Genomic DNA, 26,272 nt, shown 5'->3' on the forward strand with positions numbered 1-26,272 from the left:
GCATGCTTCTCTCAAGAATATTGAGTAGGAAGTATGCTCTTTTTGTTTGATTGAGCTTATTTGATCAACGCCAGTTATTCGAGTAAGCCCTTGATTTAACTAAGACAGGTGCTTAACCAGAGTTGCACCTACTGCGTGCGCACTGGTTGGGTTTTGGCCAGTAATTACTCGATCATCAACAATTACAAGCTCTTGCCAAGGTTGAACCTTGTTGAAACGCGCTGCGCTGCGAGCAAGAGACTCTTCCAATAGGAATGGAATGTCGTTGATGGTGCCAAAGTCGATCTCTTCTTCACGTGTAAAACCAGTCACCGATTTAGAGCTCAATAGCTTCTCGCCGTTGCTTAAAACAATCGGAAGCAGTGCTGCTGGGCCGTGACATACAGATGCGATCACACCGCCATCTTCATAGTGTTTAGCCGCAATAGCTGCGAATTGCTCGTCGGTTGCTAAGTCAGAAAGCAAACCGAATCCACCTGGGTAGAAGATAGCGTCGTAGCTTTCTGCATTAATTTGGCTTACAGGAATCGTGTTATTAATGCGGTTCTGGAAGTCATCATCAGCCAAGATCTCGGCGTTTACTGAATCCCCTTCAATATCGGTTCCGTACAATGGGCCTTTACCACCCTTGATAGACGCGATGTCGTACTCAAAACCCGCAGCAATGATCTCTTTCAGTGCATGAGTCAGTTCAGGCGCGTAAGTACCGTTAGCTTGGTCTGTATCGCCTAGTGTTGCGTGGTTAGTTACAGGTATTAGTATTTTTTTCATGATTCGTCCCTTTGAGCTGCTGTTTTTCTATTTAGGTGCTGACGCTTTTCGTTAAGCACTGATGTTGTTCGTTAGGTGCTAACGCTTAGTGCTAGGTATCGTGTTGTTACTTAGCTATCGCCGTCTTGTTGTATCTAATACTAGTTCCAAACCGATTAGGTGATAATATGCTAAACAGGCAAAACATTGTTGCTATATAGCAAAGATAAAATGCGAGTAGATTATGTATGGATAGCTTTGAAGGGATTAATGAATTTGTTGCGGTCGCTGAGTGTCACGGCTTTTCAGCGGCCGCTAAACAGCTAGGTTGCAGTACCAGCCATGTGAGTCGGCAGGTTTCAAGGTTGGAAGAGAGAGTGGGAGTGGCTCTGCTTGCGCGTTCAACACGGATGGTTAGCCTGACTGAATCTGGCCACACTTATTACCAACAGTGCAAAGACTTGGTGATTGGGCTGCAACAAGCGAATGAACAAGTCACATCTCAACAAACTCAGTTGAGCGGTACTTTACGTGTCAGTGCGGCGGGCGCATTTGCAGAAAACCATGTTGCCGCAGCACTGATGGAATTTGCTAAAGATCACCCTGAACTGACTATCGAAATGAACTTCAACACTAAGATGGTGAACTTCATCGAGGATGGTATCGACTTCGCCATTCGCTACGGTCGATTAGACGATTCAGGGCTGGTGGCAAGAAAGTTGGTTGATCGCCCAATGGCTGCGGCAGCAAGCAAAGATTACATTGCTGAGTTTGGTGCGCCAGCGAATCCAGAACAACTCAAGCTGCACAGCTGTATTATCGCCAACAGTGACCAGTGGTTATTCGAGAAAGATGGACAGCCGCTAACTGCGGTAAGAGTTCATGGTCGTTGGAGAAGCAACAATTCAAGCGCGGTACTGAAAGCTTGCGAAGAGGGGCTTGGTATCGTTTATCTTCCTAAAAGCAGCTTCAATGGTGGCCTTAGCAATGGAAAACTCGTTCCTGTGTTAGAAGAGTATTGGGGATCGGGCACAAGCAGTTGGATTGTTTATCAGAACCGTCGCTTTCTTCCACAGAGAGCACGGTTGGCTATCGACTTTTTAGTCTCTTATTTCTCTGATTGGAACGAGTAGTGCACGGGTTATTTCATCAGATTTAACCCAAAAATAGAAAAAGATAATGGTTACATTGGTATAGGTTATCTATTTCTGTTTTTTGACGCGAATAATGGGATTGAGATGCTTGTCTACTTTTACTAACTCGTGTTAGCGATTGAATTGTAGAGAAGCTCGCAACAGTACGATATACTAGATGGCATATTAATGTCCCTAGCGCGTGATAGATTCTGTGGAAGCGTTGGCAGGATGTGTTGTTATGCTCCAGTTTGTGAAGTGTAGCTAGAGTGCGGAGTTGGCAATGTCTTCAATAAATTTCGAATCCACGTACGGTGTAATAACTATTCAAGATATGAATGTAGTGAGTGTTGACGCTAACTATGCTCGCATCTATGGATACCAATCGCCCGAAGAACTACTTTCTAATATCGATAGCTTTCTAGATTTAATCTCAGAAGATTACCATGTTTTAGCTTATCAAAATTACCTTGAAACGGTCAGTGGTCAACGCGACCCTCAGGTTCACACCTATACCAATGTTGATCGCAATGGCAGAGAGTTCACCGTGTTTTCTATCGACCATGTGACGGAGTGGCAGGGAAGACCTGCACTGCAAGTCACAGTGATCGATCTTTCCCCTGCGATTCAGCTGCAAAATGCGGTGCGTGAGCAAGATAAGATGTATCACGACATGATCATGCAATCTGGGCAGGGCATCTTGGTTCACCGAGATTTCAAGCCGCTGATGGTTAATCAATCTTGGGTCAACATGCAAGGCGCGGCTTCCATCGAGCAAGTATTAGAGCTGGACTCTATCCTTGAACTGGTACCAAAACAGAATGCCGATGGCATCAGCAAGCACTATCACGCGATCGTATCAGGGGAGTTGTCAGGTACTAGTACCGTGGTTGAAAACATTGGCTTTGACGGCGTTCATCGGTTCTTCAATATTTACGACAATGCGATTACTTGGAAAGGTCAGCCAGCCGTTCAGGTTGTGCTCGAAGATGTGACTCAAAAGGTGATGCTGGAAAAGCAGTTGGTACACCAAGCGAATTACGATGAAATGACGGATTTGCTTAACCGTAGGGCGATTTATGAGTGGCTGAGAGAGCACCTTGTCTCTGAGACTCACTTAGTGTGTATGCTGCTTGATATCGATGACTTCAAATCGATCAATGATACCTACGGGCACATGGTGGGTGACGAGGTAATTTGCGCATTGGCTGATATTACTAAGCGTAATGTTGAGGCTGTGGGCGGTGTCGCAGGTCGATGGGGCGGTGAAGAGTTCATTGTATTTATCCCTAATGCGTCGCCTCAGATTTCGCGTCAAGTGTCTGATCAGATCCGAGAGCAGTTTAATCAAACCGAATTTAAGATTGATGAACAGTTACGATTTAATTCGAGTGTCAGTATCGGAATCAGTGATAGCCAAGCCTGTGAAGACGGTGTCACGATTGATGCACTCGTGAATTTAACCGATCAATCTCTCTATCGCGCGAAAGCCAACGGCAAGAATTGTGTAGACGGAGATGTGGTTGCGCTCTAACGCCTAAAATCGCCATCGAAAGCGAATAGGAGCGACAACGAAAAATGCCCTCAAGTCATCACTTGAGGGCATTTTATTTTTTGGCTATTCACTAAGCGCTTCTAACTATAAGAAACGTTTAAGTTCTACAAGTTATGCAGACACTTCCACTTCGTAAGAGCCAAATTTACGGATGTTAATCACGCCCGTATCTAAGATTAGGTATTGGCCTTTAATACCTTGCAGCACACCAGATACTTCAGGGTTCTTGTCAAAGTTGTGCGACACAATCTTCACTGGGTGCTGTTCAACTGGGTAGCTCAATGAAGTGATGTTTTCGCTCAGAATCTCGATAGCATCATCACCAAACTTCGCTCTGATCTCTTGGATTTTATCCTCAACCAACGGCAACAGTTCTTTGGCTTTTTCTACCAATTCCATATCGTCGCCGTCGCCTTTAAGCAGCGTGCGCCAGTTGGTTTTGTCAGCAATGTGCTTTGCTAACTCAACTTCGATCAGGCCAGAAATCTGACGTGTTTTTACCTTCAAGATAGGCAAACCTTGAGTCGCGCCTTGGTCAATCCAACGGGTAGGGATTTGAGTGTGACGAGTGATACCTACTTTTAGGCTTGATGTGTTCGATAGGTAAACGAAGTGATCAACCATGCAGTTCTCTTCACCCCATTGAGGCTCGCGACACGTGCCTTCATCGTAGTGACAAGTCTCTGGCTTCATGATGCACATGTCGCAGCTTGCTAGCTTTTTCATGCACACAAAACAGTGGCCTTGAGAGTAGCTCTTCTTAGTTTTCTTACCACATGAGCAGCAAAAAATATTGCCGGTGTGAGTGAGGTTGATGGTTTTACCAATCAGAGGGTTTAGCTCTACAAACTCTTCGCCTACTGGCAAACGGTAGGTAACCGCGCCATCAAGGGAAGCACTCATCTTTTTGAGTGTTCCTTTTGCTAATAAAGACATGACATTACTCGTTGTATTTTGATTATTATTTCGTCGACTCGATTGCGCTGTGAGCAGGCAGTACGGTTAACGATGATTATGCGATGAGTATAACAAATAGAGCCTGTTTTTATACGCAATATTACTTGATTCTCGCCGTGAATAATCAACAGCAAATACATCCATTAAAATATAGTATGACATTTTGTTCGGGCGTGATATAACGTTTTTTAGTGATTTATTGGTATTAAGATCACTAATTTATCTAACTTGTTTTTTATCGTGAAATCCCAACTATAGGGATATTAAGCAGGAAGCTTAGACGTGAAGTGGATCCATAAGATTGTTATCTTTCTAGTTATCACAACGCTTGCCATTGTGCAGTATTACCGTGTGAGCGGAAATCGTGTGATAACGGCAATTACCCCTGATAAATATGAATTTATCGCGACCAGTGATCAAGTTGATAGGGGAGTCAGTACGTCCCAGTTATCCTATGAAAATGGACAGTACACTCTCGATTGTGAACTTAAAGAATCTGAGTATCCGTGGCCTTACTGTGGGCTGTCGATTCGTATCAACCCTGACATCACCTCGGGCCTTGACCTTTCTCAGTACCACACCTTTAGAGTGAACATTGATTACCATGCGGAGGCTGACTCTAGTGGCCGTTTGAGAACTTACCTACGCAACTACAATCCTGCTTATTCTGTTCCCGATGACGAGTACACACATAAGTACAACGGGATGGAGTTTTCTCCAGGAGTCGATGGTGGTGTGATTGAGATTCCGATCAAAAACCTGCAAGTGATGACATGGTGGTTAGCCGACAATGATGTGGCGTTAGAGCACTCTGCACCTGAATATTCGAATGTGAATATGGTCGAGTTTGCTACCGCATCGGGTGCGAAGCTAGGCCATCATCGAATTGTTATTCGCAGCATCGAGTTTGAAGGCTCGTATATCTCTGCGGAAAGCTTGTTCTTAATCTTACTGTTTGTTTGGGTGGGCACGGGCACCGTGTTCTTGATTTCAGAACTGCACCGTTCTAGAAAACGCATGGTGATCGCAGAGAAAAGACATCACCACTTAAAGAACGTCAATCGCGCACTGAGAGAACAGAATTTTGAATTTTCAGAGATGGCCCATCGTGATGAGTTAACCGGAATACTAAACCGCCACGCGATTCGTGATTGGTTGAAAATGCAGTCACAACATGTGAAGCAAGGACATGGCAAGCTGGGTATGTTGTATCTCGATATCGACTACTTCAAGAGTGTAAATGACAAGTACGGACACCAAATGGGTGACCATATTCTACGTGAGTTCAGCATGGTGGTGGGCAGTTCGATCAGCGCTACCGACAAGTTGGTGAGATGGGGTGGTGAAGAGTTCATTGTTTTTTGCCCTGAGACTGATCTTGGCGAAGCACAAAGAAAGGCCGAGAAAATCCGACTTTTAGTCAGCCAGCACCTTTGGGTTCATGGCGATCCGCTGACATGCAGTATCGGTGTTGCCGAGATGAAACAAGAGCGAGTGACAGAGACTATTGCTCGCGCTGATGAAGCTTTATATCAAGCAAAGCATTCAGGTCGAAATCAGGTGATCTTGAGTCACTAATCTGAAAATTGTTTTGATGAGTTTATAAGCCACACGTGCATATGTGACGTGTGGCGTTTTTATGGTTCTTCTCCCAAAAGCCAAAACAAAAAAGGTGGCGCGAGGCCACCAAAAGGGAAAGCGTTTCTTGTTTTTATATGCCCGTTCAGTGCTTGCTTACGCTGAACGGGCATTTTTGTCTTGGTTGAACCGGGGGAAGTTCAACCAGTTTAGGGGAGCATTCCTGTAAGCATGCGCTTATAGAACGTTAGTGTTTACCAGAAGATCCAAGCGAACAGAGTCAGAACTAGGATACAAACTAGGTTCAACACCATACCGATTCGCATCATCTCTTTCTGCTTGATGTGACCCGAGCCAAACACGATTGCGTTTGGTGGTGTTGCAACAGGAAGCATGAAGGCACAAGACGCAGCAACAGCGATCAGTGCAGACAAAATAACTGGCGACATACCAAGTGCTTCAGCGATGGTTGCGAATACTGGCACCAGAAGTGCTGCACTCGCTGTGTTACTCGCAAATTCCGTTAGGAATACCACGAACGCTACCACGGCTAGAATCGTAAGCAGTACGCCAGCTGTTTCTAAAAATCCGCTTAGTGAGTGTGCTAAGAATACGCTGGTTCCTGTCGCTTTTAGAATGTTACTTAAGCAGATACCACCACCGAATAGGATAAGAACACCCCAGTCCGTTGTCTTCTCAACGTCTTTCCATTCCACCGCTCTAGAAGCGCCAAGCAGTACAATTGCGCCAATCGCTACTAAGCTATCAAATTTAGAGAATCCGCCAATCATTGCGTTGATTGGTTTACCGAATATCCAAAGCGTTACGGTTAGAAGGAAGATAGACAGTGTGATTTTCTTGCTGTTTGTCCACTCAACGGGAGCGTGGTCTAGCTCGAATTTGTGGTCAAGCTTTGGCTTAGTCATCACGTAAAGAATAATCATCGCGATTGGCAGTAAGATCATTGAGATTGGAAGACCTAGCGCCATCCACTCAGTAAAGCTCAAGCCAACTTCTGCAGCGGCGATTGCGTTCGGTGGGCTACCCACTAAGGTTGCGATACCACCAATCGATGCACAGTAAGCGATACCCAGCAGTACGAACACGTACGTGTTGCGGTCTTCACTTTGGTCAACTTTGTTCATGATGCCAAGAACAAGGGGAAGCATCATTGCAGTCGTTGCTGTGTTCGAAATCCACATCGACAAGCCTGCACTCACACCGAATAGCATGAACACCGCCACCGACATTCTGCCTTTTGCAATCAGCAGAACTTTGTCGGCAATCGCCTTATCGAGCTCTTGCTTGTTGAGCGCAGCAGCAAGGGCAAAACCACCCATGAATAGGAAGATGATTGGGTTCGAGAAGTTCGCTAATGCAGCGGGCGTATTGAACACACCAAACAAGACAGCCAAGAGTGGAACGAGCAGAGCGGTGATGCTGACATGAATAGCTTCGGTTAACCATAGAACCGCAACGAACACGAGAATACTCAAACCAGTATTGACTTGTGATTCGAAAGGAAGGGTGTTGAGCAAGAGTGCGAATAGCGTGAAATTACCAATTAATATCATGCTGTTGCGGGTGAACAACCAGTGTTTCAGTGTAGTAACAAGTGCCGTCATAAGACGCTCCTTTTGTTATCCTCGTTTTATTGGTGCACGACTTCATTGAGTCGTGCTTATTATTTTCGAGGTATATAGCTTGATGTAGGGTCAGACTTTGTTGGGAGAATGTTACTTAAGTTAATAAAGGCGTGTTGGTGTGTTTTTGTGTAACAGTGGGGAAATGTGAGGCAACAAATTCAAAATGTGTAGTTTTCTACACATCTGTCTCTGCTGGGTCTGCAATAGGGTTTGTTGTAGGATCTACAACAGGGTTTACAGAGGGGTCAGTCATAGGGTTTGGAATCGGAAATGATTCTGGTTTTGGACTCGATTGAATGGGCTCTTTAGGTCCAAGGAACTTTGGCGTTGTCCCCATAATATACAAATCTAAGAAGGCTTTGGTACGCGCAAAAACTTCACGCAAACGGATAGAGGTGCCTGAATGATGAGTAGGGCCTGAAACCGCTAAACATTGTGCATGAATATCGTAAGAATTAGCGATAAATAGTGCTCTTTCACAGTGGAATTTCTGAGTAATGATCAGGAAGTTGTCGGTGTCGAAGATCTTTTTAGCGCGAACAATCGAGTCTAAGGTTCTAAAGCCTGCGTAATCGAGGTTAATGCGTTCATCGGGTACACCCGCTTTCAGCAAGTCGCGTTTCATCGTCCACGGCTCATTGTAAGAGCGATGAGCGTTATCACCACTTAACAGAAACTGGTCGACTTTTTCACGGTCGAACAGCTCAATCGCGGCTTCGATTCGGTGCTTATAATAGTCGTTGAGTGTTCGACCCAAATATTTGCTCGTGCCAAGCACAACGGCGACCTCAAGCTCGGGCACTTCATCTATATCGTAGATGATGCGATCTTCCGCTTGCCATGAAACCCAATAATCGATCGCAATAACCGCAGCGCTGCCTACTAAGAACACGAGGAAAGCGCCAAACAGAAAACCTTGCAGTTTTTTGTAAGCTTTTTTTATGTAGCTACGGATAATGTGAGAATCAAATTTCACTCTCGGTATGGTCCTTTCACTGAGCATTAATTTTTGAGTGCTCGATAATACCAAATAAAAATGAGAAAAATCAGTTAAAAAGACAAGACAGTTTAAAGAAAAAAGCCCCTGCAATTGCAGAGGCTCATATAAGAGTCGTTAACGCTCTTTATTCCAAGCGCAGTACGCTTTATTAGAATGCCGTGCGCTTGTAGCGACGGTAAACTGGCTGCCAGAAGTGCTGGTCAATCGCTTGTTGCAGTGCTTCTTCAGTGATCTCTAGAGCAACGCCCTGTTCAATCGCCTTTTTACCTACCGCAAGAGCAATTTTCTTAGATACCGTGTGGATCTCTTCCAATGGTGGAAGTAGAGCACCTGTGCCATTGATTGCTAGTGGAGAACACGTAGCAAGTGCACGGCTTGATTCCATTAGCATTTCGTCAGTGATGCGTGAAGCATTCACAGCCAATACACCAAGGCCAATACCTGGGAAGATGTAGCTGTTGTTACACTGAGCGATTGGGTAAGTTGTGCCGTTGTGAACGACTGGCTCAAATGGGCTACCTGTCGCAACAAGTGCTTGGCCATCAGTCCAACGAATAATGTCGTTTGGCGTCGCTTCAACACGGCTTGTTGGGTTCGACAGTGGGAACACGATAGGGCGTTCACTGTGTAGGTTCATCTCTTTGATGACTTCTTTGCTGAATAGACCTGGAGCACCAGACACACCAACCAATACGGTTGGTTTCGCGTGGCGAACTACGTCTAGTAGAGAGAAACCAGTGCCATCGCTTTCCCAGTCTTTGGTGTTTTCGTTGGTTTGAACCAGACGCTGTTGGAAATCAAGCAGGTTTTGCATGCCTTCTTGTAGCAGACCCCAACGGTCAACCATGTAAACTTGAGAGCGAGCTTGTGCATCGCTGATACCTTCAGACACCATTTGAGCAATGATAGCTTCAGCAATACCACAACCCGCAGAACCCGCACCTAAGAAGGTGATACGCTGATCTGACAGTTTGCTGTTCGCTGCTTTACATGCTGCAAGTAGAGAACCTACGGTTACTGCTGCTGTACCTTGGATGTCATCGTTGAAACAACAGATGCGATCTTTATAGCGCTCAAGCAGTGGCATTGCGTTCTTTTGTGCGAAATCTTCGAACTGAACTAATGCATCAGGCCAACGGCGTTGAACCGCTTGGATGAACTCTTCAACGAATGCATCGTAGTCAGCACCCGTAATACGAGGATGACGCCAGCCCATGTACATTGGGTCAGCAAGACGTTGAGGGTTGTTAGTACCCACATCGAGCACGATTGGTAGCATGTAAGCTGGGCTGATACCGCCACAAGCTGTATAAAGTGCTAGCTTACCAATTGGAATACCCATACCACCGATGCCTTGGTCTCCCAAACCAAGAATACGCTCACCATCCGTAACCACGATAACTTTAACGTTGTGGTTTGTCGCATTATTCAGTAGGTCATCGATACGATCGCGGTTCGGGTATGAGATAAACAGACCACGGCCACGACGGTAAATATTTGAGAAGTTCTCACATGCTGCGCCAACTGTTGGCGTATAAATGATAGGCATCATTTCAGAGATGTGGTTTTGAACTAAACGATAAAAAAGCGTTTCATTAGTGTCTTGGATGTTACGAAGGTAGATATGCTTATCCATATCACTTTCGAAGTTACAATATTGTTTGTATGCACGTCCTACTTGCTCTTGGATTGTTTCGGTTGTTTCCGGTAACAAACCTTCAAGGTTAAAAGAACTGCGCTCTTCAGCAGAGAATGCGCTGCCTTTGTTTAGAAGAGGTGTACTTAGTAGAGCAGGACCAGCATAAGGGATATATAGAGGGCGTTTATCGTTGTTCATTGGATGCCTAATATGGGAGAAAGGGTAACTAAAAAATGATAACGGTTTAGTTATTCAATTGTAAATAGTTTCTCCGCGATCTGAGCAAACAAAATGATATTCTTACCTCTGTCCCACACTTATCGAATTTCAACACGATAATTCGTTATACTTTGCTCACACTTTTTCGCTACTCGCCATTTTATGTCATTACTTCCCATCGATGCTTATCAAAACGTATTCCACGAACAAATCGCTAATTCTCACCTTGTCGTAGAGGCGGAAACCGGATCAGGTAAATCAACGCGCCTGCCACTTTGGGCCTCTCAACATGGGCGAGTGTTAGTGGTGGAGCCAAGACGCATCGCGTGTACATCACTGGCTAAATATCTCGCGCAGCGATCAGGCGAGAAGTTGGGTAGCAAAGTGGGCTATGCGATTAAGCTTGAGTCGGAATACAACGAGCAAACTAACGTTGTTTTTGTGACGCCCGGTATCGCGCTGCGTTGGTTATCAGAAGATGGACTCGCTAGTTTTGATGTGATCGTGGTGGATGAGTTTCACGAGAGGCGCTGGGACATTGATCTGCTGGTGGCGATTCTGAAACAAAAAGCGAGCCATCGTTTGGTGATCACTTCAGCAACCATTGAGGGTGAACGCCTTGCTCATTATTTGGATGCGAATCGCATAAGCTGTGAAGGGCGAACCTATCAAGTTGAGATTGAGCACAGAGCGAATGAATCCAGAACACTGCCTGATATCCGACATCTAGAGCAGCGTATCGTGGAAGAAGTTAATCATCAGTTGATCGCTTCTTCTGGCGATATGTTGGTTTTTCTACCGGGTAAAAAAGAGATCGTGCAATGCGAACAAGCCTTAGCGAAAAATCCAGATATCCAAGTTGTTAAATTGCATGCGTCGGTCAGTGATAAAGAGCGAGATTCAGCGTTATCGGGTCGTAATATCCATACTGAAGGTAATGGCCTGAAAAAGGTCATCCTTGCGACCAACGTTGCAGAAACCTCATTAACCATTCCTGACATTGGCGTGGTGATAGATTCAGGATTAGAGAGACGCACCGTTCAGCGTAATGGCAGAACCACACTGATGCTTAAATCCATATCACGAGCGAGTGCCAAACAGCGAGCTGGCCGCGCGGGTAGGGTAATGGATGGCGTTTGCGTGCGTCTATATGGTGAACATGCGGCGTTAGAGTTAGTCACACCGCCTGAATTGCAGCGTGAAGAGCTGACTGAACCTATGTTGGCCGCAGCATGTTGTGGATCTCCGCTTGAGAGCTTGTCCTTCCTTGACCCTATTCCAGAGAAATCACTCAACAGTGCAACTCAAACCTTGCTGACGATGGAAGCGATTAACGCCGACCATCAAGTTACCGAGCATGGTAAAAAGCTGTATCCGTTGCCGATTGATGCTTTGTATGCCGATATCGTTACTCGAATCAAAACCAAAGCATTAAAAGAGGCGATGGTTGATCTCACTGCGGCGCTGTCCGTTCCTGCTCGCTTGTATCAGTTACCAAACAATGCAGAACATCTTGAAGCGCTCGCGCAACAAGAGAAGGAAGGGTGTGATTTAAGCCTGTTGATTCAGATTGTGCGCGGTCGAGAATATCCGCATTTAGACATCGACCAACAGGCTCTGAATGAAGCTCAAGGATTGGCGAAGCAAATGCGGGAGGTATTTGAACTTCCTCAGCTAGAAGTCGCGTCACGTTTCCAACGCATTGAATTGCTCAAGACCATTGTGAATCTGCATCCTGAACTGGTGTTTGTGCGCCGACTGAAAAGGAAAGAAGCCTTTGCCAATGGTGTTTTAGAAGTGGTGCTCGGTCGTCAGAACCGTTTCCCTGATAATGCACAAGCGATGTTGGTGTTGGATACTCACAGCTTGCCGGGAAGAGGCGTTAAGCAAACACTGACCTTAGCGACGGTCACGACCCCCATTCCTCTTGAGCTTCTCATTGATGCTGAACTAGGAGAGTGGGAGCAAGGCGAAACCGTTGTGAATGATGATGGTGTTTTTACCGAGATGGCATTGGTGTACGCAGGCCGCACGATTACAACCAAACTCGTCGCCGCTGAAGGGCAACTATCGTTAAAACCTATCGTCGACCTTGTGTTAAATGGAGAGCAGCTTCCCGGTTTTGCAAAGGCTCGCACTCAAGAAATCAAACACTGGCAGTTGTATGTGAAACTTGGTCTCAATGAACAAACTAAATACACACCAGAAATTGAGAACATTAACTTTGAGCTATGGTTTATAGAGCAGCTTGAAGTACTAGGTGTTACTGATGTCAGCGAATTGGAAATGTTCGATCATGCAGACATACCGTTCGATGGCATTCCAACTTGGCTCTACTCAGAATTTTCGGAAAAATACCCGTTTGCATTGAGCCTTGCCGACTTGCAACTCGATGTTGAATACTTGCCCGCAAGAAAGCTGATTTACGTCCATTATCAGTCGGGTAGCCGAAAGTTATCGCCAAAACGTTGGGAGCTACCGACATGGTCTGGTTGGCGTATTCAGTTCAAAAAAGCGAGTCGAATAATTGATATCAAATAGATGGATAAGTTTTATCTCTAAAATATTAATCAAATAGATGCATATATGATTTTTCAGTGCTTATTTTGTTACAAGTTTGATTTTTATATGCCTTTTTAACCAATCAAAAGGTCATAAAAGACTATTCTTCTATATCCTATTGCTATAAAGAAAGAGTTGATAGATATTGAGTATATTGTGTTGCCAAAGTGTCGGGGGACATCATGGATAAACAGGAAGAGACGCGTGTAGAGTTCGATTACACAACATTTCTTGGCGCCTCATGCAGTAAAAAATGGACTTTTCTGGAAGCACTCACCACAATTGCGCCAGTGTTCAGTACCGTCTGGCGAGATAGCATTAAAGAGTTGGGCACCCCAGAGGATCGTTTATGGCAGATGGCATTGAAATCAATGTCGACGCGTAAAAGTGATGAGTCGAACATTGTTACCTTACTCAAGCTCGCTAAGCTGGAAGGGATCAATGAGCTCAAAGTGGTGATGCCATATTCACTTGAAGAAGAGCAGATCGAGTATATTGAATCGCGCAGTCATTTAGTGATTGCGGGTAATTCTGGAGAAGAGTTCACGATTAAGCTGTAACTTCAGCTCGCCTATAATCTCTCTCGAGGAATAGTAAAAACGTACACGTAAAAAGGGCCTCAAATATTGAGGCCCTTTTAGTATCTAAAACTTGAGTCTACGAGCTTATTAGCTTTCGAGCTTTTTATTTTGAGATTAAGCGATTAAGCGATTAAGCAATTAGCAATTAAGCGACTAGTCGATTAGACCATAGTCAGCGCGCAGTACATCGATGATCTCTTGCTTAGGATTTTCGCTCAGTACGATCTCCGCACCTGTGATTTTCGCTGCGATATCAAGGTAAGTGCGAGACAGAGACATTAGAGAATCCAGTGGAAGTTCATTGTCACGAGCCAATGCTTCACGTTCTGGCATACGCTCTTTATTCAAAAGAATGTCGGCATCAGGGAAGTAGTTAAGCAAGAACTGACGGAAGCCTTCTTTTGAATTCTCAACGATGTTGCCGTTGTTATATTCCTGAGTATCCCAAATGCGAGATGAATCTGGAGTACCGACTTCGTCCATGTAGATAAGCTTTTCTTTGCCTTGAGCATCGTTGACGTAGCCAAACTCAAATTTGGTATCAACAAAGGTTTGGTCTACTTTGGCTAGCGCTTGGCTGATTACGTTGAAGCCTTCTTTAAGAAGTTTTTCGTAATGCGCGATGTCGCTTGCTTGAGTAAAGTTGAATGCTGCGAAGTTATCTTCGATGTTGTTGCGTGTGATGTTCACATCGTCAGCTTCTGGAACGCCAGGAATACCTTTCAGAATCCCTTTTGTTGAAGGCGTGATCAGTAGCTCAGGCAACTTCTTGTCTTTCTCAAGGCCTTCAGGCATCTCGATACCACAGAATTCACGTTCGCCGTTTGCGTATGCACGCCACATTGAACCAGTGATGTATTGACGACAAATCGCTTCGATCATGACTGGGCGAGCTTTTTGTACAATCCATACGAACGGGTGAGGGATATCAAGAATATGACTGTCAGCAAGTCCGTTGTCTTTAAACAATTTGAACCAGTGGTTAGAGATAGCATTCAGAGCCGCTCCCTTACCTGGAACACCTTTAAGATTCCCTTCACCACGCCAGATACAATCAAATGCAGAGATACGGTCACTGATCACCATGATTGCTAAAGGCGCATCTGGTGCTACATCGTAGCCTTTCTCTTTAATTAGTCGTTGGCTATCTTCTTCAGTTAACCAGTAGACCGAACGAACCTTGCCACTGTGGACAGGTTTATCAGTACGGATTGGTAGGTCATCATTTACGGCAAGAACTTGATCAGCAAGGCTCATTTAGACATTCCTATCTTTTATCAAACGTCATACAGAGAAGTGCGGTGTGCACATGATTAGACGGGCATTATACCCAATCTACTATTTGCTTCCAGAGAAAAAGCAAACGTTTGCTAAATCTGTTGTTTAAATAAAAACCCCCGCCTAACAATCCGCTAAAAAATGGGCGAATTGTAGGGCAGGGGAAGGCAGTATGTTTGGACTGTGTTTTGGCGAATTGTTTCTTAAGTTAAATTAAGTTTGTTAGCTAAAAGATTAAGCTATGTTTGTGGACCATGTTTTTGAGCCAACATGTTATTAAGCCAACATGTTATTAAGCAAGGTGGCTTAGTGAATACGCTCTGAATTTGCATCCATAAAGAAGACTTCACATTGAAAGCGTAACCCTAATGTTCTTAGGTACTGTTGGCTGAACTGATCAATCGATGCACTTGCAACAATCGCGCTCGCATTCTTAGAGCGGATTGCTTTCTCGACAGTCTCTACCTCAGTCATTTGATGAGAGGCTTTCATATGAATAACGCGGTCGCAGCAAACATTATGTTGCTTAAGCTGCTTAGCCGATGGTCTTGGTGTTTGAGCCGTAAACAGTAACCACTGATGTTGATTGGACAGCAACGCCATTCTTGCAAACAACGCTTCCTCGTTTGAATTTTTGCTTTTACGAGAAATTGATGTAAATGCGCAGTGAACTAGCGGGCTAGAGTGTTGTGCTTTAACGTGTGCTTGAATCATTTTGCTGTCCTTATATACATGCTGTATGTGTATACAGTAGTTTTAGTTGCTTATAAGATCAAGCGTTTTTTGCGGGATTATTGGACGATTTCGTCTGAGGTTATGGATGGTAAATGATTAAATCATTGAAAGTATTCGATAAATTAAATTTGAATGAATCTGCTGTTTTGTATCATAAGTTGAATAAATGTGAGCTTTATACAGGTGTATACACTGGTTTTTGCAGAAAAGTACTGTATATACCTGTATAGAAGAGAGAACAAAGAACAAAGAACAAAGAAGAAAGAAGAAAGAAGATCTAAAACCACAGGCACAAAAAAAGCGCCTTAGGCGCTTTCTTATATTTCACGGTGTTGCTTATCTCAATGTCGCTTGGGAGAGTTTTGCTCTCATTTCCATTTCACCAATATTGAACTGGCGAACATCAATGGTTGCAATATCATTGCACTCGTTACATGCATGATGACACTTACCATCTAGGTAGTCGTGCTTTTTAACTAGGCTTGGCTTTTTGCACCAATCACAAACGCCTTCTATTGTGAACATATTCTCTCCTCACCTGTTTAAGTCAGGTGTATTTTCGGCGCAAATTATGACACAAGTAAGACCCATTAGTTAATAGTTTGTTACCCGTTTTTGAGAGGGGGATCGATTGCAACACCAATAAAATCGATATCTTTGAGATCTAGGAAAATGAAGATGTGTGTTTGTTTACGGTTTTGTAACATTTTGTAAAATGGTTTTTAGCGCATTGTTCAAACGTTTCATTTCTTCGTCACATCCGTGACCATCTGGATGGTAGATCTTTGATAGCTGTTTGTATCGGATCTTGATGCTTTTCTGGTCGGGGATTGAGCTAGGTGTGTAGCCAAATAGCGCGCAGGCCACCTGCAAATTACTCAGACCTTTGCTGTTTTTCTGCTTCTTCAATTCGTGGAACATAGTGTTCAGCTGGCGTTTTTGCTGCTTAATCGTAAGGTCCTTCGAGCTAAGCTGCGCTTCAAGTGATTGTTGTTGCTGTCGCGAATCACCCGACTTTAGAGCTTGTCTTTTTCTTGAGATAACGAGCGTCGCAATAATGCTGATGATTGAAATCAACACGGCCAACGCAGCACCAATCATATAGTCAGAGCTAGTTAGGTTAGAACTGGAGAGGTTAGAGCGTGATGCTTGGTTAGATTGAACGTGCTTAGATCCCCCCTGACTGGTGTCTATTTCAGAGTCGATGCTGTCATCGAGCTGTTCTATTGAAGAGATCTGTTTTGCACGTTGCTGGTTGAATTGTGCTTCCAAAATGCGGTTGTAGCCCTCTTCTGCTTGTGGATTATCTTTTAAGGCTGCTTCATACCATAGCTGCGCTTTATCTAATGGTTGAAGGAGGTCTTGTTCTAGCGAGGATTCGTAGAGTTTTGCTACCTCGATAGGTGCGCGCTGGTTACCTTGCAACGCCGCTTTAATAAACCATTCCAAAGCAAGCTTGTTACTTTGTTCAACACCTGTACCTGCCAAGTACCATTCACCCAGTCTAAATTGCGCGTTTGGGTTGCCGTTTTCTGCTGACTGCGTGTACCAATACAATGCATCACTGGTGCTAACAGGAACGTCGACACCCGATTCATAAGCTTGAGCCAATTGGTATTGAGAAACTGGATCTTGAGGTTGTGATTCTAGTGAAAATTCATCACTGCTTGCTGCGTGCACGAAATGTGTGGTGGACAGTTGAATCGTGGAAAAGATGAGGGCTAGAAATAGTGTTCTAAGAAATGATGATGACAGAATGTTGGATAGGATCAGCAAAAGATAAGTCTCGTAAAAAAGCCCAGAATCGATATGTCAGTATGAATACGCTTTATGGTCGTTGATTATTATTATCACGTTAAATGAGTAACATAACTGATAAACAACTATATAGAGGTTAATTCAATAGATAAAGATGGACTGGGCTTTAATCGTGCTACTTAAGCGGCAAGATTTGAATTTCTACGCGACGGTTACAAGCACGACCTTGAGAGGTGTTATTGTCACATAGAGGGTAGCGCTCACCGTTACCACGAGCAATAGCACGACCTGCAGCAACGTCTTGAGAGATCAAGAATGCACGAACAGATTCAGCTCGACGCTCAGAAAGGATTTGGTTCGTCGATTCGCTGTCAGTGTGACCTTCAATCACTAGGCTAGTGTCTGGGTATTCAACTAGGATGCGAGCAACGCCGCGAAGGGTATTGTGAATGCTTGATTCCAAAGCGTAGGAGCCAGAATCAAAACCGATGCCGTTTTCTAGGCGAAGTAGAAGTTGGTTCTCACCGACACGTTCAACTTGAACGCCTGAATTCATTAGCTCTTCACGAAGGGCAGCTTCTTGTCGGTCAAAGTAGTAACCAATACCACCACCAACAGCGGCGCCACCGGCAGCACCAATAAGTGCACGTTTACCACGGTCTTTAGAGTCACCAGTTGCAGCACCAGCAACGGCACCAGCGAGTGCACCAATTAGAGCGCCTTGAGTTGCAGAGTTAGCCTCAGATTCGCCAGTTGTCGCGTTTTGGCGTTGAGTTGCCTGACAACCCGTTAAAGCGATAGTAAACGCTAGGGCTAGTGTGATTTTTTTAACGTATTTCTCCATCATGTACTTCTGTCAAACGAATGAATTCGAGTGACAAACATAGTCCTGTAAATCTTATTGATGGTTTTTATCAATACGTCGAAGCAATGTAAAGTGGCTCTATGATTTAGTTATCTTTTTAGCTGCCTGGGTACCGCCAACTGGTCGATTAACAGACAATTTACGACCTTTCTTCAAACCAACTTCATAATCGGCGGTGAGGTTTTTCATCGCTTCTCTCAGTTGCTGCTTGAACGTTTCACGGTCGATATTTTTGAATTCTTTATCAATGTAGTTATTGATCTTGTTGTTTGATTCGTCGTCGGGAGTAATGGTTGGTAGCTTTTCAAGCGCACCTTCAACCCAGCCTGAAACAAACGAGTTCACGCGGCGTGTCACTTCTAAGGACCCTGTGCCAGAGCCAGCAAAGCTATTTCTGAATTGGCCGGTGTGTTCATTCAGCTCGCGATAAATGATATCGAAAGCGAAGGCTGCGAAGATCGCGCGGTCGGCTTCACCAATGAATTCAACGCGCTTGAGGCCTTTGTGATTCAGTAACACGGCTTCTACGCCAAACTTGGTGTTGATACCGCGAATAACGCGCAGCAGTGTAGAACTGATATTTGCAGGTAACAGGTGACTGGACTGAGTTTTCCCCATCTTGATAAATTCAATATCGTCTTTTTCGAGACCATATTTCAGCATCAAGTTATGCGCCATTTTTATCGCATTGGCAGCTTCATTGACGTTCGCAGAATTTCCAAGCTCAAGACACTTGGCAATTTTCTTTAGGGCTTTTTTCTTATCCATCGACAATTTAATCAGTACCGCAAATTTTTAAAAGTCCAACATTTTACATGTTTTCGCGGGTAACAGAAAGGCAAAACTGGTTTGATGAACAAGTGAGGCGGTAAACATTGAACTGCATGAGCCGACTTGACGGTAAAAACAAAAACGCCATCAAGCGTATTGATGGCGTTAGTGACACGATTTTTTAAAGTGACTAGAGCATTTGCAAACTAGATACCCAGTTCATCGAGTAGGTCTGCTGCAGAATCATTGCCAGAGCTTTGAGCTGGCTTGTTCGCTTCTTGCATTTTTTTCTGAGTCGCCTCAAGAATGCTATCTGGACATTCGTCTTCTGCGATTTCAAATTCTTCCAATTGAATGAATTCGGTCTTATCCATCGCAAGCTCAAGGTAGAAGATGTTGTTATTGGCGGTAGAGAAGGTCACACGACGAGCTTGTGGACGATCGAGGTTAGTATCAACAGAAAGGTTTACTTGCTTGTTCAGAGCCAGCATTTTCGGTTGGTTTTGTGTGATGTTGGTTTGCAGCTCTTTGCGGATTTTATTGGTGAAGTCACCCACCAATTGGTTCATCAACTCACCCAATACATCACCCACTTCGTCTGAAGTATGAAGCACAGCGAGCTCGTTTTCAGGCATGCCCATATTGCGCATGTAATTGGTGTAGATCTCTAACGCTGCTTTGGACGTAAAATTGATAACAACAAGACCAGAAAAGCCGCCGTCAAACAGAACGAAGCAACCAAAGTCTGGCTTGAGGCTTGTTTTGTTGATCTTTTGAACCATGGCTGAATAGGACACCTGAGAAGCCGTCGCTGAAGTAAGTACGCTTGAGACTGATTGGCATAGTTTAAGAAGGATATCTTCAGTTGTGACTGTTTTGTTTTTTTTCATTGTGATGTGCTCGTGGAGATGTCTTAAACAAAATGTTATTCAGTATATTGTTACTGAATTAAGACGAAAGTGACTATTTCTCCATTCTTGCACTGAGATTCTGATTTGATCACCTTTTTATATGATCTTAATAGTAGTAAAGTGACGAAATTCAAAGAAAATTATTATAAATCTCAGATAACCCAATGCTGATAGGATCAGCGAAGTAGGGGCAGGAAGCAAATGTTACCAAGACTTCAACTCAATGCTGATGTCGATCCAGTTGTCGTACGCTTTTTAGATGAACTAAAAACAGCGGGCTTTACTGGCGACATTGAATCTCAATATTCTAGCCGTTTGGCTGTGGCGACTGATAATAGTGTCTATCAGCAATTGCCGCAGGCGGTCATCCTTCCTAAAACAACGCAAGACGTTGTGCTTATCGGTAAAGTGGTTTCTAAATCCGCTTACGAACGCGTGACTTTTTCCCCTCGTGGCGGCGGTACCGGAACCAACGGACAATCTTTAACAAAAGGTGTCGTGGTTGACCTGTCGCGATACATGAATAAGGTTCTTGAGATTAACGAGAAAGAGGGCTGGGTAAGAGTTCAGTCTGGTGTCGTTAAAGATCAATTGAACGACGCTGTTCGCCCTTATGGTTACTTTTTCTCTCCAGACCTTTCTACCAGTAACCGAGCAACCTTGGGTGGCATGATCAATACCGATGCTTCGGGCCAAGGGTCATTGAAGTACGGCAAAACGTCTGACCATGTATTGTCGCTGCAAGCGGTGTTCGCAGATGGTTCATGTCTAGAATCTGATTTATCACACGGCTTACCTGTAGAGGGTGAATTCGCTCACCATGCACTTGCGGTGACAGAGGCGGTTTGTCGAGACAAACGCGCTCAAATCTTAGATAAATTCCCTCCGCTGAATCGCTTCTTAACAGGCTATGACCTAAAGAATGCAATCAACGAACAAGATGACAGCTTTGACCTAACTCGCGTTCTATGTGGCGCTGAAGGTTCTTTAGCATTCATCACGGAAGCAAAGTTAAACCTAACCAAGATTCCAAAAGCGCGCACACTGGTTAACGTGAAATACAACACGTTTGATTCTGCGCTGCGTAATGCGCCGTTCATGGTGGAAGCGAAAGCACTGTCTGTTGAAACGGTAGATTCAAGAGTATTGAACCTAGCGAAGCAAGACATCGTTTGGCACACCGTGAGCGATTTGCTGACTGATGTTCCGAACAAAGAGATGCTTGGCATCAACATGGTTGAGTTTGCAGGCCAAGATGAAGCGGAAGTTGAACAGCAAGTTCAAGCGCTGACTGCACGCCTTGAAACCATGGTTGAAAGCGAAGAAGCCGGCGTGATTGGTTTTCAAGTTTGTAGCGATTTGGCGAGCATTGGCCGAATCTACAACATGCGTAAGAAAGCAGTGGGTCTGTTAGGTGCGGCGAAAGGCCGAGCTAAGCCAGTCGCTTTTGCTGAAGATACTTGTGTACCACCAGAAAACCTCGCGGATTTCATCTCTGAATTTAGAGTGTTACTCGATTCAAAAGAGTTGAATTACGGCATGTTTGGTCACGTTGACGCGGGCGTATTACACGTTCGTCCAGCATTGGATCTGTGTGACCCGATGCAAGAAGCATTGATGCATGAAGTCTCTGATGAAGTGGTTAAGCTGGTGGCGAAATACGGCGGTTTAATGTGGGGCGAGCACGGTAAAGGTTTCCGTTCTGAGTATGGCCCAGACTTCTTTGGTGAAGAGCTGTTTACCGAATTAAGACGTATTAAAGCAGCATTCGACCCGCACAACAAGATGAACCCAGGCAAGATCTGTACGCCTTTAGAAAGTGACGCTGAATTGGTGAAAGTCACCGATACCAAGCGTGGTTTCTACGACCGTCAGATCGACGTACAAGTTCGTGACAGCTTCAAGCAAGCAATGGAATGTAACGGTAACGGCTTGTGTTTCAACTACGATACTAGCTCGCCAATGTGTCCTTCAATGAAAGTTACGGCTGACCGACGTCACTCACCCAAAGGCCGCGCAGGCTTGGTAAGAGAGTGGTTGCGTCAACTGACTGAACAAGGCGTTGATATTCTCGACCTTGAGCAAGAAGCGTTGAAAGACAACACACCCGTTAAGACTATGATTGAGCGTGTTCGCAATACGATGAACAAACGCCATGAGTACGATTTCTCGCATGAAGTTCATGAGGCGATGAACGGTTGTTTGGCGTGTAAAGCGTGTGCGAGTCAATGTCCGATCAAAGTCGATGTACCAAGTTTCCGTTCTCGATTCTTGAACATCTACTACTCGCGTTACCAGCGCCCTGCAAAAGATTATCTAGTTGCCAACATTGAAACCATGCTGCCGCTGATGGCGAAAGCGCCAAAAGTAGTCAACGCTGCATTGGGTCAAAAGTGGATCCAAACGGCAACAGCTAAAACGGTCGGTTATGTTGATGCACCATTGATGTCGGTGCCTACGCTCAAAAATCGTCTAGCGAGTAAAGAGCTGCAACTCTTCGATTTACAGTATTTAGAAGGCTTGTCTTCTGAACAGAAGAAACAGCATGTGCTGATCGTTCAAGACCCGTTTACCAGCTTCTATGATGCCGAGGTGATTGAAGACTTCGTCACTCTGGCTCAAAAACTTGGCAAAACTCCGGTACTGCTGCCGTTCAAACCGAATGGTAAAGCGTTGCACATCAAGGGCTTCTTAAATCGTTTTGCACGTGAGGCGAAATCGACTTCGGATTTCTTGTCGATGGTGGCGGATATCGGAATTCCTTTGGTCGGTGTTGATCCTGCTCTTGTGCTTTGTTACCGCGATGAATACGTCGAGATCTTAGGTGACAAGCGCGGCGACTTTGATGTACTTACTGTGCATGAATGGTTAATGCCATCGCTAGGTGAGTTCGAAGCACGCTCAGCAAGTGAAGATATGTGGTACTTGTTTGCTCACTGTACTGAGAAAACCAAAATGCCGAACGCTGAAAAAGAGTGGGGTACTATCTTCAAACACTTTGGGGCGGCGTTAACCAGCGTTCCTGTCGGCTGTTGTGGTATGGCGGGAACTTTCGGCCACGAAGTCGATAAGCTACAAATGTCGAAAGACATATATGGTTTAAGCTGGAAGCCTCAAATGCAGGACTTACCAAAAGATCGTTGCTTGGTGACGGGCTATTCTTGCCGCAGCCAAGTGAAGCGTTTTGAAGGTGAGAAGCTTGCTCACCCATTACAGGCGCTAGCAAAAATTCTCTAATACATTTAGCCCAGCAATTGCTGGGCTTTTTTCTAAACTAACAAAGGAATGTTAATAAGGAAAAGTATGAAATTTCTAGAATTAAAAGTACCACCAGTTGCACTGTTCATTATTGTATTCGTAGCATCATACTTCTGCGCTCAACAGTTGAGCCAAGGGACACTGGCATTGCCTCATGGAATGATTGTGTTAGGAATCGGAGTCACATTGAGTGGTGTGATTGGAATATCCGGCATATTGGAATTTCGAAAACAGAAAACCACCGTTAACCCGATCAAAGTCGAAACCGCTTCAGCCGTCGTGGACAGTGGAATTTTTGGCTACACGCGAAACCCAATGTACTTAGGGTTGTTCATCCTGCTATTTTGCTTTGGCTACTTCTTCCAGAATATCTTCAGTGTACTACTTAGCTTTGGCTTCGTAATCTACATGAATTACTTCCAAATCAAACCCGAAGAGCGAGCACTAGAACAATTATTCGGCGCAGAATATGTTGATTACAAACAAAAGGTTGGACGCTGGATTTAGTGATGATTTGAGTGCTGGCTTAGTAATCGAAATAAAAAAGCCCAGCTTGAGATTATCAAGCTGGGCTTTATTGATCTTGTTCTAGAGCTGATTAAGCAGCGGCTGTGAACTGAGCTAGAAACATCTCTTTGCGTTCGTTGAAGCGGTTTACTAGGTCGTCTACAGAAGCTTGGTCGTATGGCTTAAGGCCACTTGCTACCATACGCTTCACGCCTTTACCTACTACTTCGCCGTCTTCTTTGAAATCGAAGTTCAGGGTCACGATGCCACGTTTGCCTTCAACATCAAAAGTCGCGCCAGAGAATTCAACTTCTGGGTGAGACAGGTCTAGGCGAGTAAATTCAACTTCCATGCTCTCGTAAATCACTAGAGGACGTTGGCAGTTGATCATCATTTGTTGTTCTTCCATAAGAGGAACCATGATGTGTGGGAAGTTCATGCCAGAGAACTTAACGTAGTTTGTTACTACGTGCTCGATGAATGCTTGATCATGGCTCTTCTCACCTTCACAAGACATGTGTAGGTACTCTTTACCATTTGCATCGATAAGTGAGCTCTCTTTTTCACACTTGTTGTCAACGCTTAACGCAATACCGTTACCAACCATACCTGAAAAATCAAAACGCATTTTTTGGCTGATGCCTTCTTTTTGCAGAAGTACTGCAAATAAAAGATCGCCAGGTACACAGAAGCGCTTGTTGTCTTCATCGTGAATCGGGTTGAAATCGCCAGCTACTTTTTTAGCAAAGTGGCTTGCTTGTTCACGAGTGAATTGAAATTGATTGTCTTCAGTAGAAAAGTAAGGTGTCAGAAACATAGTATCGCTATTAGTCATCAAATCTGGGGTGGATTATAGCTAACTAACTTCGTTCTAATGGTCTATCCAGTTAACTTTGCTTATATATCAGTCGATTAGATAAATACGTTGGATGGTATGTGACGATTTTGAGGGGAATAGGGGCTTGGATTCAATGCAACAAGGGCTAATCAATAGCCCCTGTTTATATGACGTGCTATTTCGCCAAACCTTAGAAGCTACACAGTAGGCCTTCTGGCATTAGATGGTTATGCACTGATAATTTGAGCAGTAGATTTGCTTGCTCGATATCTGGTGAGAAGTAGCGATCTTTGTCGTAGAAGCTGACTTTCTCGCGCAGTATCTGTTTTGCTTCTTCTACTCGAGGAGAAGAGAGATTTGGTGCTCTAAAATCCAAGCCTTGTGCTGCTGCTAAGTATTCAACAGCCAAGATGCCACGGGTGTTTTCTGCCATGTCACGCAGTCGACGACCCGCAAAGGTTGCCATAGATACATGATCTTCTTGGTTTGCCGATGTTGGAAGGCTGTCTACTGATGCTGGGTGTGCCAGTGTTTTATTCTCGCTTGCCAGAGCAGCAGAGGTTACTTGAGCAATCATAAAGCCTGAATTAACGCCGCCGTTATCGACCAAGAAAGGTGGAAGTTTGCTTAGTGCGCTATCAATCAGCAGTGCCATTCTTCGTTCAGAAAGGCTACCAATTTCTGCAATCGCAAGTGCTAGGTTATCCGCTGCCATTGCCACAGGTTCTGCGTGGAAGTTACCACCTGAAATAATGTCGCCGTCTTCAGCAAATACCAGTGGGTTATCCGATACCGAGTTCGCTTCAACGTTTAACGTTTCTGCTGAATTACGAATTTGCTGTAAACAGGCACCCATCACTTGAGGCTGACAGCGCAACGAGTAAGGGTCTTGAACCTTTTCACAGCAAGTGTGTGATTCACCAATCTCACTCTTTTGATCAAGCATATGGCGATAAGCAAGCGCGGCATCCATTTGACCACGATGACCACGAACGCGATGAATTCGAGGGTCAAACGGACGACGACTACCCAGTGCAGCTTCAACAGACATTGCACCACATACGGTTGCAGACGCAAACAAGTCTTCCGCTGCGAACAGACCTTCTAATGCAAAGGCAGTCGATGCTTGTGTGCCGTTTAACAGCGCTAAGCCTTCTTTCGGCGCAAGTGTGATTGGTTCAAGACCTGCGATCTGCATTGCTTCTAAGCCAGTGATGATCTTGCCGTTGTGGCGTGCTTGGCCTTCACCTAGCAGAACGGTACTCATGTGGGCGAGGGGAGCAAGATCTCCAGATGCGCCTACTGATCCTTTTTGTGGAACACACGGGTAAACCTGCGCGTTCACAAGATCGATAAGAGCGTTAATCACTTTGAGGCGGATACCAGAGTAACCGCGAGACAAGCTGTTAATCTTCAATACCATCATCAAGCGTACGGTTTCATCAGACATGAACTTGCCAATGCCCGCAGCGTGAGAAAGTACGATACTTTTCTGTAGAACTTCGAGATCTTCAGGCGCAATCTTGGTGTTTGCTAATAAGCCAAAACCCGTGTTGATGCCATACACAGTGCGGTCTTCAGCAATCACTTGTTCGACAACTTGCATGCTCGCTTCGATATCCGGGATTGCTGCAGGATCGAGTGATAAGTTCACAGGGCTACGGCTGATTTTTCGAAGTTCAGATAGGCCAAGAAGTCCTGGCTTAAGTAATAAGTTCAACATGTTCTCTC

The 26,272-nt window shown here is 44.7% G+C and carries 20 protein-coding genes and 2 pseudogenes; 7 read left to right on the top strand and 15 right to left on the bottom strand.

Going from position 1 to position 26,272, the window contains the following annotated elements; all coding sequences use genetic code 11:
* Nucleotides 1–99 precede the first annotated feature (99 nt).
* Entirely contained in the window at nucleotides 100–771 is a 672-nt protein-coding gene (locus tag AB4329_RS15540; protein ID WP_102548915.1) for a type 1 glutamine amidotransferase domain-containing protein, read from the bottom strand.
* 227 nt (nucleotides 772–998) lie between these two features.
* Between AB4329_RS15540 and AB4329_RS15545 the strand changes: the two genes are divergently transcribed.
* Together AB4329_RS15545 and AB4329_RS15550 are read left to right on the top strand one after the other, a co-directional pair.
* On the top strand, nucleotides 999–1,883 hold the full coding sequence (locus AB4329_RS15545) for a LysR family transcriptional regulator (protein ID WP_372138701.1): 885 nt from the start codon (nucleotides 999–1,001) through the stop codon (nucleotides 1,881–1,883).
* A gap of 283 nt (nucleotides 1,884–2,166) precedes the next feature.
* Complete coding sequence (locus AB4329_RS15550; RefSeq protein ID WP_017059759.1) at nucleotides 2,167–3,417, top strand: sensor domain-containing diguanylate cyclase; 1,251 nt, start codon at nucleotides 2,167–2,169, stop codon at nucleotides 3,415–3,417.
* Between the two features lie 132 nt (nucleotides 3,418–3,549).
* Here the strand turns inward: AB4329_RS15550 and AB4329_RS15555 are convergent, their stop codons facing one another.
* Nucleotides 3,550–4,374 carry a DUF2797 domain-containing protein gene (locus tag AB4329_RS15555; RefSeq protein ID WP_029235797.1) on the bottom strand — a complete coding sequence of 275 codons (825 nt, stop codon included), beginning with the start codon at nucleotides 4,372–4,374 and terminating at the stop codon, nucleotides 3,550–3,552.
* Nucleotides 4,375–4,677: 303 nt separating this feature from the next.
* Here AB4329_RS15555 and AB4329_RS15560 point away from each other — a divergent pair, with 303 nt between their 5' ends.
* The gene (locus AB4329_RS15560; RefSeq protein ID WP_372138703.1) at nucleotides 4,678–5,973 is read left to right on the top strand and encodes a GGDEF domain-containing protein; all 1,296 of its coding nucleotides are present in this window, start codon (nucleotides 4,678–4,680) and stop codon (nucleotides 5,971–5,973) included.
* A gap of 254 nt (nucleotides 5,974–6,227) precedes the next feature.
* Here the strand turns inward: AB4329_RS15560 and AB4329_RS15565 are convergent, their stop codons facing one another.
* From AB4329_RS15565 to AB4329_RS15575, 3 genes are all read right to left on the bottom strand, one after another.
* Nucleotides 6,228–7,598, bottom strand: a complete 1,371-nt coding sequence (locus AB4329_RS15565) for a DASS family sodium-coupled anion symporter (protein ID WP_017059762.1) — start codon at nucleotides 7,596–7,598, stop codon at nucleotides 6,228–6,230.
* Between the two features lie 196 nt (nucleotides 7,599–7,794).
* Entirely contained in the window at nucleotides 7,795–8,595 is an 801-nt protein-coding gene (locus AB4329_RS15570; protein WP_017063589.1) for a vancomycin high temperature exclusion protein, read from the bottom strand.
* A 172-nt stretch (nucleotides 8,596–8,767) separates the two neighbouring features.
* Nucleotides 8,768–10,456, bottom strand: a complete 1,689-nt coding sequence (locus AB4329_RS15575; RefSeq protein WP_017059764.1) for an NAD-dependent malic enzyme — start codon at nucleotides 10,454–10,456, stop codon at nucleotides 8,768–8,770.
* A 183-nt stretch (nucleotides 10,457–10,639) separates the two neighbouring features.
* On the opposite strand from AB4329_RS15575, the gene AB4329_RS15580 reads away from it, so the two are divergent.
* Together AB4329_RS15580 and AB4329_RS15585 are read left to right on the top strand one after the other, a co-directional pair.
* The gene (locus AB4329_RS15580) at nucleotides 10,640–13,018 is read left to right on the top strand and encodes a helicase-related protein (protein ID WP_372138705.1); all 2,379 of its coding nucleotides are present in this window, start codon (nucleotides 10,640–10,642) and stop codon (nucleotides 13,016–13,018) included.
* 203 nt (nucleotides 13,019–13,221) lie between these two features.
* The gene (locus AB4329_RS15585; protein WP_017059766.1) at nucleotides 13,222–13,599 is read left to right on the top strand and encodes a hypothetical protein; all 378 of its coding nucleotides are present in this window, start codon (nucleotides 13,222–13,224) and stop codon (nucleotides 13,597–13,599) included.
* Nucleotides 13,600–13,773: 174 nt separating this feature from the next.
* Here the strand turns inward: AB4329_RS15585 and AB4329_RS15590 are convergent, their stop codons facing one another.
* The 8 genes and pseudogenes from AB4329_RS15590 to AB4329_RS15625 all read right to left on the bottom strand — a co-directional run bounded on the left by AB4329_RS15590 (nucleotide 13,774) and on the right by AB4329_RS15625 (nucleotide 19,917).
* Entirely contained in the window at nucleotides 13,774–14,877 is a 1,104-nt protein-coding gene (locus AB4329_RS15590) for a phosphoribosylaminoimidazolesuccinocarboxamide synthase (protein WP_017055177.1), read from the bottom strand.
* A 327-nt stretch (nucleotides 14,878–15,204) separates the two neighbouring features.
* On the bottom strand, nucleotides 15,205–15,612 hold the full coding sequence (locus AB4329_RS15595) for a SulA-like leucine-rich domain-containing protein (protein WP_372073740.1): 408 nt from the start codon (nucleotides 15,610–15,612) through the stop codon (nucleotides 15,205–15,207).
* Nucleotides 15,613–15,969: 357 nt separating this feature from the next.
* The gene (locus AB4329_RS15600) at nucleotides 15,970–16,158 is read right to left on the bottom strand and encodes a hypothetical protein (protein ID WP_017059767.1); all 189 of its coding nucleotides are present in this window, start codon (nucleotides 16,156–16,158) and stop codon (nucleotides 15,970–15,972) included.
* Nucleotides 16,159–16,323: 165 nt separating this feature from the next.
* Nucleotides 16,324–16,761: pseudogene (locus AB4329_RS15605) on the bottom strand (hypothetical protein); the annotation flags it as partial.
* Between the two features lie 80 nt (nucleotides 16,762–16,841).
* A pseudogene (locus tag AB4329_RS15610) lies at nucleotides 16,842–17,409 on the bottom strand (tetratricopeptide repeat protein); the annotation flags it as partial.
* Nucleotides 17,410–17,566: 157 nt separating this feature from the next.
* Nucleotides 17,567–18,235 carry an OmpA family protein gene (locus AB4329_RS15615; protein ID WP_372138712.1) on the bottom strand — a complete coding sequence of 223 codons (669 nt, stop codon included), beginning with the start codon at nucleotides 18,233–18,235 and terminating at the stop codon, nucleotides 17,567–17,569.
* A 99-nt stretch (nucleotides 18,236–18,334) separates the two neighbouring features.
* Nucleotides 18,335–19,024: a DUF2786 domain-containing protein gene (locus AB4329_RS15620; RefSeq protein WP_017059769.1), complete on the bottom strand. Its 690-nt coding sequence runs from the start codon at nucleotides 19,022–19,024 to the stop codon at nucleotides 18,335–18,337.
* A gap of 209 nt (nucleotides 19,025–19,233) precedes the next feature.
* Nucleotides 19,234–19,917, bottom strand: coding sequence for a DUF3334 family protein (locus tag AB4329_RS15625; RefSeq protein WP_017059770.1), 684 nt, complete (start codon nucleotides 19,915–19,917; stop codon nucleotides 19,234–19,236).
* A 222-nt stretch (nucleotides 19,918–20,139) separates the two neighbouring features.
* Here AB4329_RS15625 and AB4329_RS15630 point away from each other — a divergent pair, with 222 nt between their 5' ends.
* Together AB4329_RS15630 and AB4329_RS15635 are read left to right on the top strand one after the other, a co-directional pair.
* Nucleotides 20,140–23,175 carry an FAD-binding and (Fe-S)-binding domain-containing protein gene (locus tag AB4329_RS15630; protein WP_017066184.1) on the top strand — a complete coding sequence of 1,012 codons (3,036 nt, stop codon included), beginning with the start codon at nucleotides 20,140–20,142 and terminating at the stop codon, nucleotides 23,173–23,175.
* A gap of 66 nt (nucleotides 23,176–23,241) precedes the next feature.
* Nucleotides 23,242–23,703 carry an isoprenylcysteine carboxylmethyltransferase family protein gene (locus AB4329_RS15635; RefSeq protein ID WP_372138706.1) on the top strand — a complete coding sequence of 154 codons (462 nt, stop codon included), beginning with the start codon at nucleotides 23,242–23,244 and terminating at the stop codon, nucleotides 23,701–23,703.
* Nucleotides 23,704–23,794: 91 nt separating this feature from the next.
* Here the strand turns inward: AB4329_RS15635 and AB4329_RS15640 are convergent, their stop codons facing one another.
* Nucleotides 23,795–24,520: a DUF3581 domain-containing protein gene (locus AB4329_RS15640; protein ID WP_017067089.1), complete on the bottom strand. Its 726-nt coding sequence runs from the start codon at nucleotides 24,518–24,520 to the stop codon at nucleotides 23,795–23,797.
* Between the two features lie 211 nt (nucleotides 24,521–24,731).
* Nucleotides 24,732–26,264 (bottom strand): histidine ammonia-lyase, encoded by a 1,533-nt coding sequence (hutH, locus tag AB4329_RS15645; protein WP_017067090.1) that lies wholly within the window; start codon nucleotides 26,262–26,264, stop codon nucleotides 24,732–24,734.
* Between the last annotated feature and the right edge of the window lie 8 nt (nucleotides 26,265–26,272).

It is taken from the genome of Vibrio sp. 10N.261.54.A5 (assembly GCF_041471145.1).
Classification (GTDB): domain Bacteria; phylum Pseudomonadota; class Gammaproteobacteria; order Enterobacterales; family Vibrionaceae; genus Vibrio; species Vibrio crassostreae_C.

Excerpts from the sequence above, each read along its gene's own strand:
- AB4329_RS15625 (WP_017059770.1), bottom strand. The coding sequence starts at position 19,917 with ATGAAAAAAAACAAAACAGTCACAACTGAAGATATCCTTCTTAAACTA.
- AB4329_RS15620 (WP_017059769.1), bottom strand. The coding sequence starts at position 19,024 with ATGGATAAGAAAAAAGCCCTAAAGAAAATTGCCAAGTGTCTTGAGCTT.
- AB4329_RS15555 (WP_029235797.1), bottom strand. The coding sequence starts at position 4,374 with ATGTCTTTATTAGCAAAAGGAACACTCAAAAAGATGAGTGCTTCCCTT.
- AB4329_RS15585 (WP_017059766.1), top strand. The coding sequence starts at position 13,222 with ATGGATAAACAGGAAGAGACGCGTGTAGAGTTCGATTACACAACATTT.
- AB4329_RS15590 (WP_017055177.1), bottom strand. The coding sequence starts at position 14,877 with ATGAGCCTTGCTGATCAAGTTCTTGCCGTAAATGATGACCTACCAATC.
- AB4329_RS15550 (WP_017059759.1), top strand. The coding sequence starts at position 2,167 with ATGTCTTCAATAAATTTCGAATCCACGTACGGTGTAATAACTATTCAA.
- AB4329_RS15580 (WP_372138705.1), top strand. The coding sequence starts at position 10,640 with ATGTCATTACTTCCCATCGATGCTTATCAAAACGTATTCCACGAACAA.
- AB4329_RS15615 (WP_372138712.1), bottom strand. The coding sequence starts at position 18,235 with ATGGAGAAATACGTTAAAAAAATCACACTAGCCCTAGCGTTTACTATC.
- AB4329_RS15575 (WP_017059764.1), bottom strand. The coding sequence starts at position 10,456 with ATGAACAACGATAAACGCCCTCTATATATCCCTTATGCTGGTCCTGCT.
- AB4329_RS15545 (WP_372138701.1), top strand. The coding sequence starts at position 999 with ATGGATAGCTTTGAAGGGATTAATGAATTTGTTGCGGTCGCTGAGTGT.
- AB4329_RS15640 (WP_017067089.1), bottom strand. The coding sequence starts at position 24,520 with ATGTTTCTGACACCTTACTTTTCTACTGAAGACAATCAATTTCAATTC.
- AB4329_RS15565 (WP_017059762.1), bottom strand. The coding sequence starts at position 7,598 with ATGACGGCACTTGTTACTACACTGAAACACTGGTTGTTCACCCGCAAC.
- AB4329_RS15540 (WP_102548915.1), bottom strand. The coding sequence starts at position 771 with ATGAAAAAAATACTAATACCTGTAACTAACCACGCAACACTAGGCGAT.
- AB4329_RS15635 (WP_372138706.1), top strand. The coding sequence starts at position 23,242 with ATGAAATTTCTAGAATTAAAAGTACCACCAGTTGCACTGTTCATTATT.
- AB4329_RS15600 (WP_017059767.1), bottom strand. The coding sequence starts at position 16,158 with ATGTTCACAATAGAAGGCGTTTGTGATTGGTGCAAAAAGCCAAGCCTA.
- AB4329_RS15595 (WP_372073740.1), bottom strand. The coding sequence starts at position 15,612 with ATGATTCAAGCACACGTTAAAGCACAACACTCTAGCCCGCTAGTTCAC.
- AB4329_RS15630 (WP_017066184.1), top strand. The coding sequence starts at position 20,140 with ATGTTACCAAGACTTCAACTCAATGCTGATGTCGATCCAGTTGTCGTA.
- hutH (WP_017067090.1), bottom strand. The coding sequence starts at position 26,264 with ATGTTGAACTTATTACTTAAGCCAGGACTTCTTGGCCTATCTGAACTT.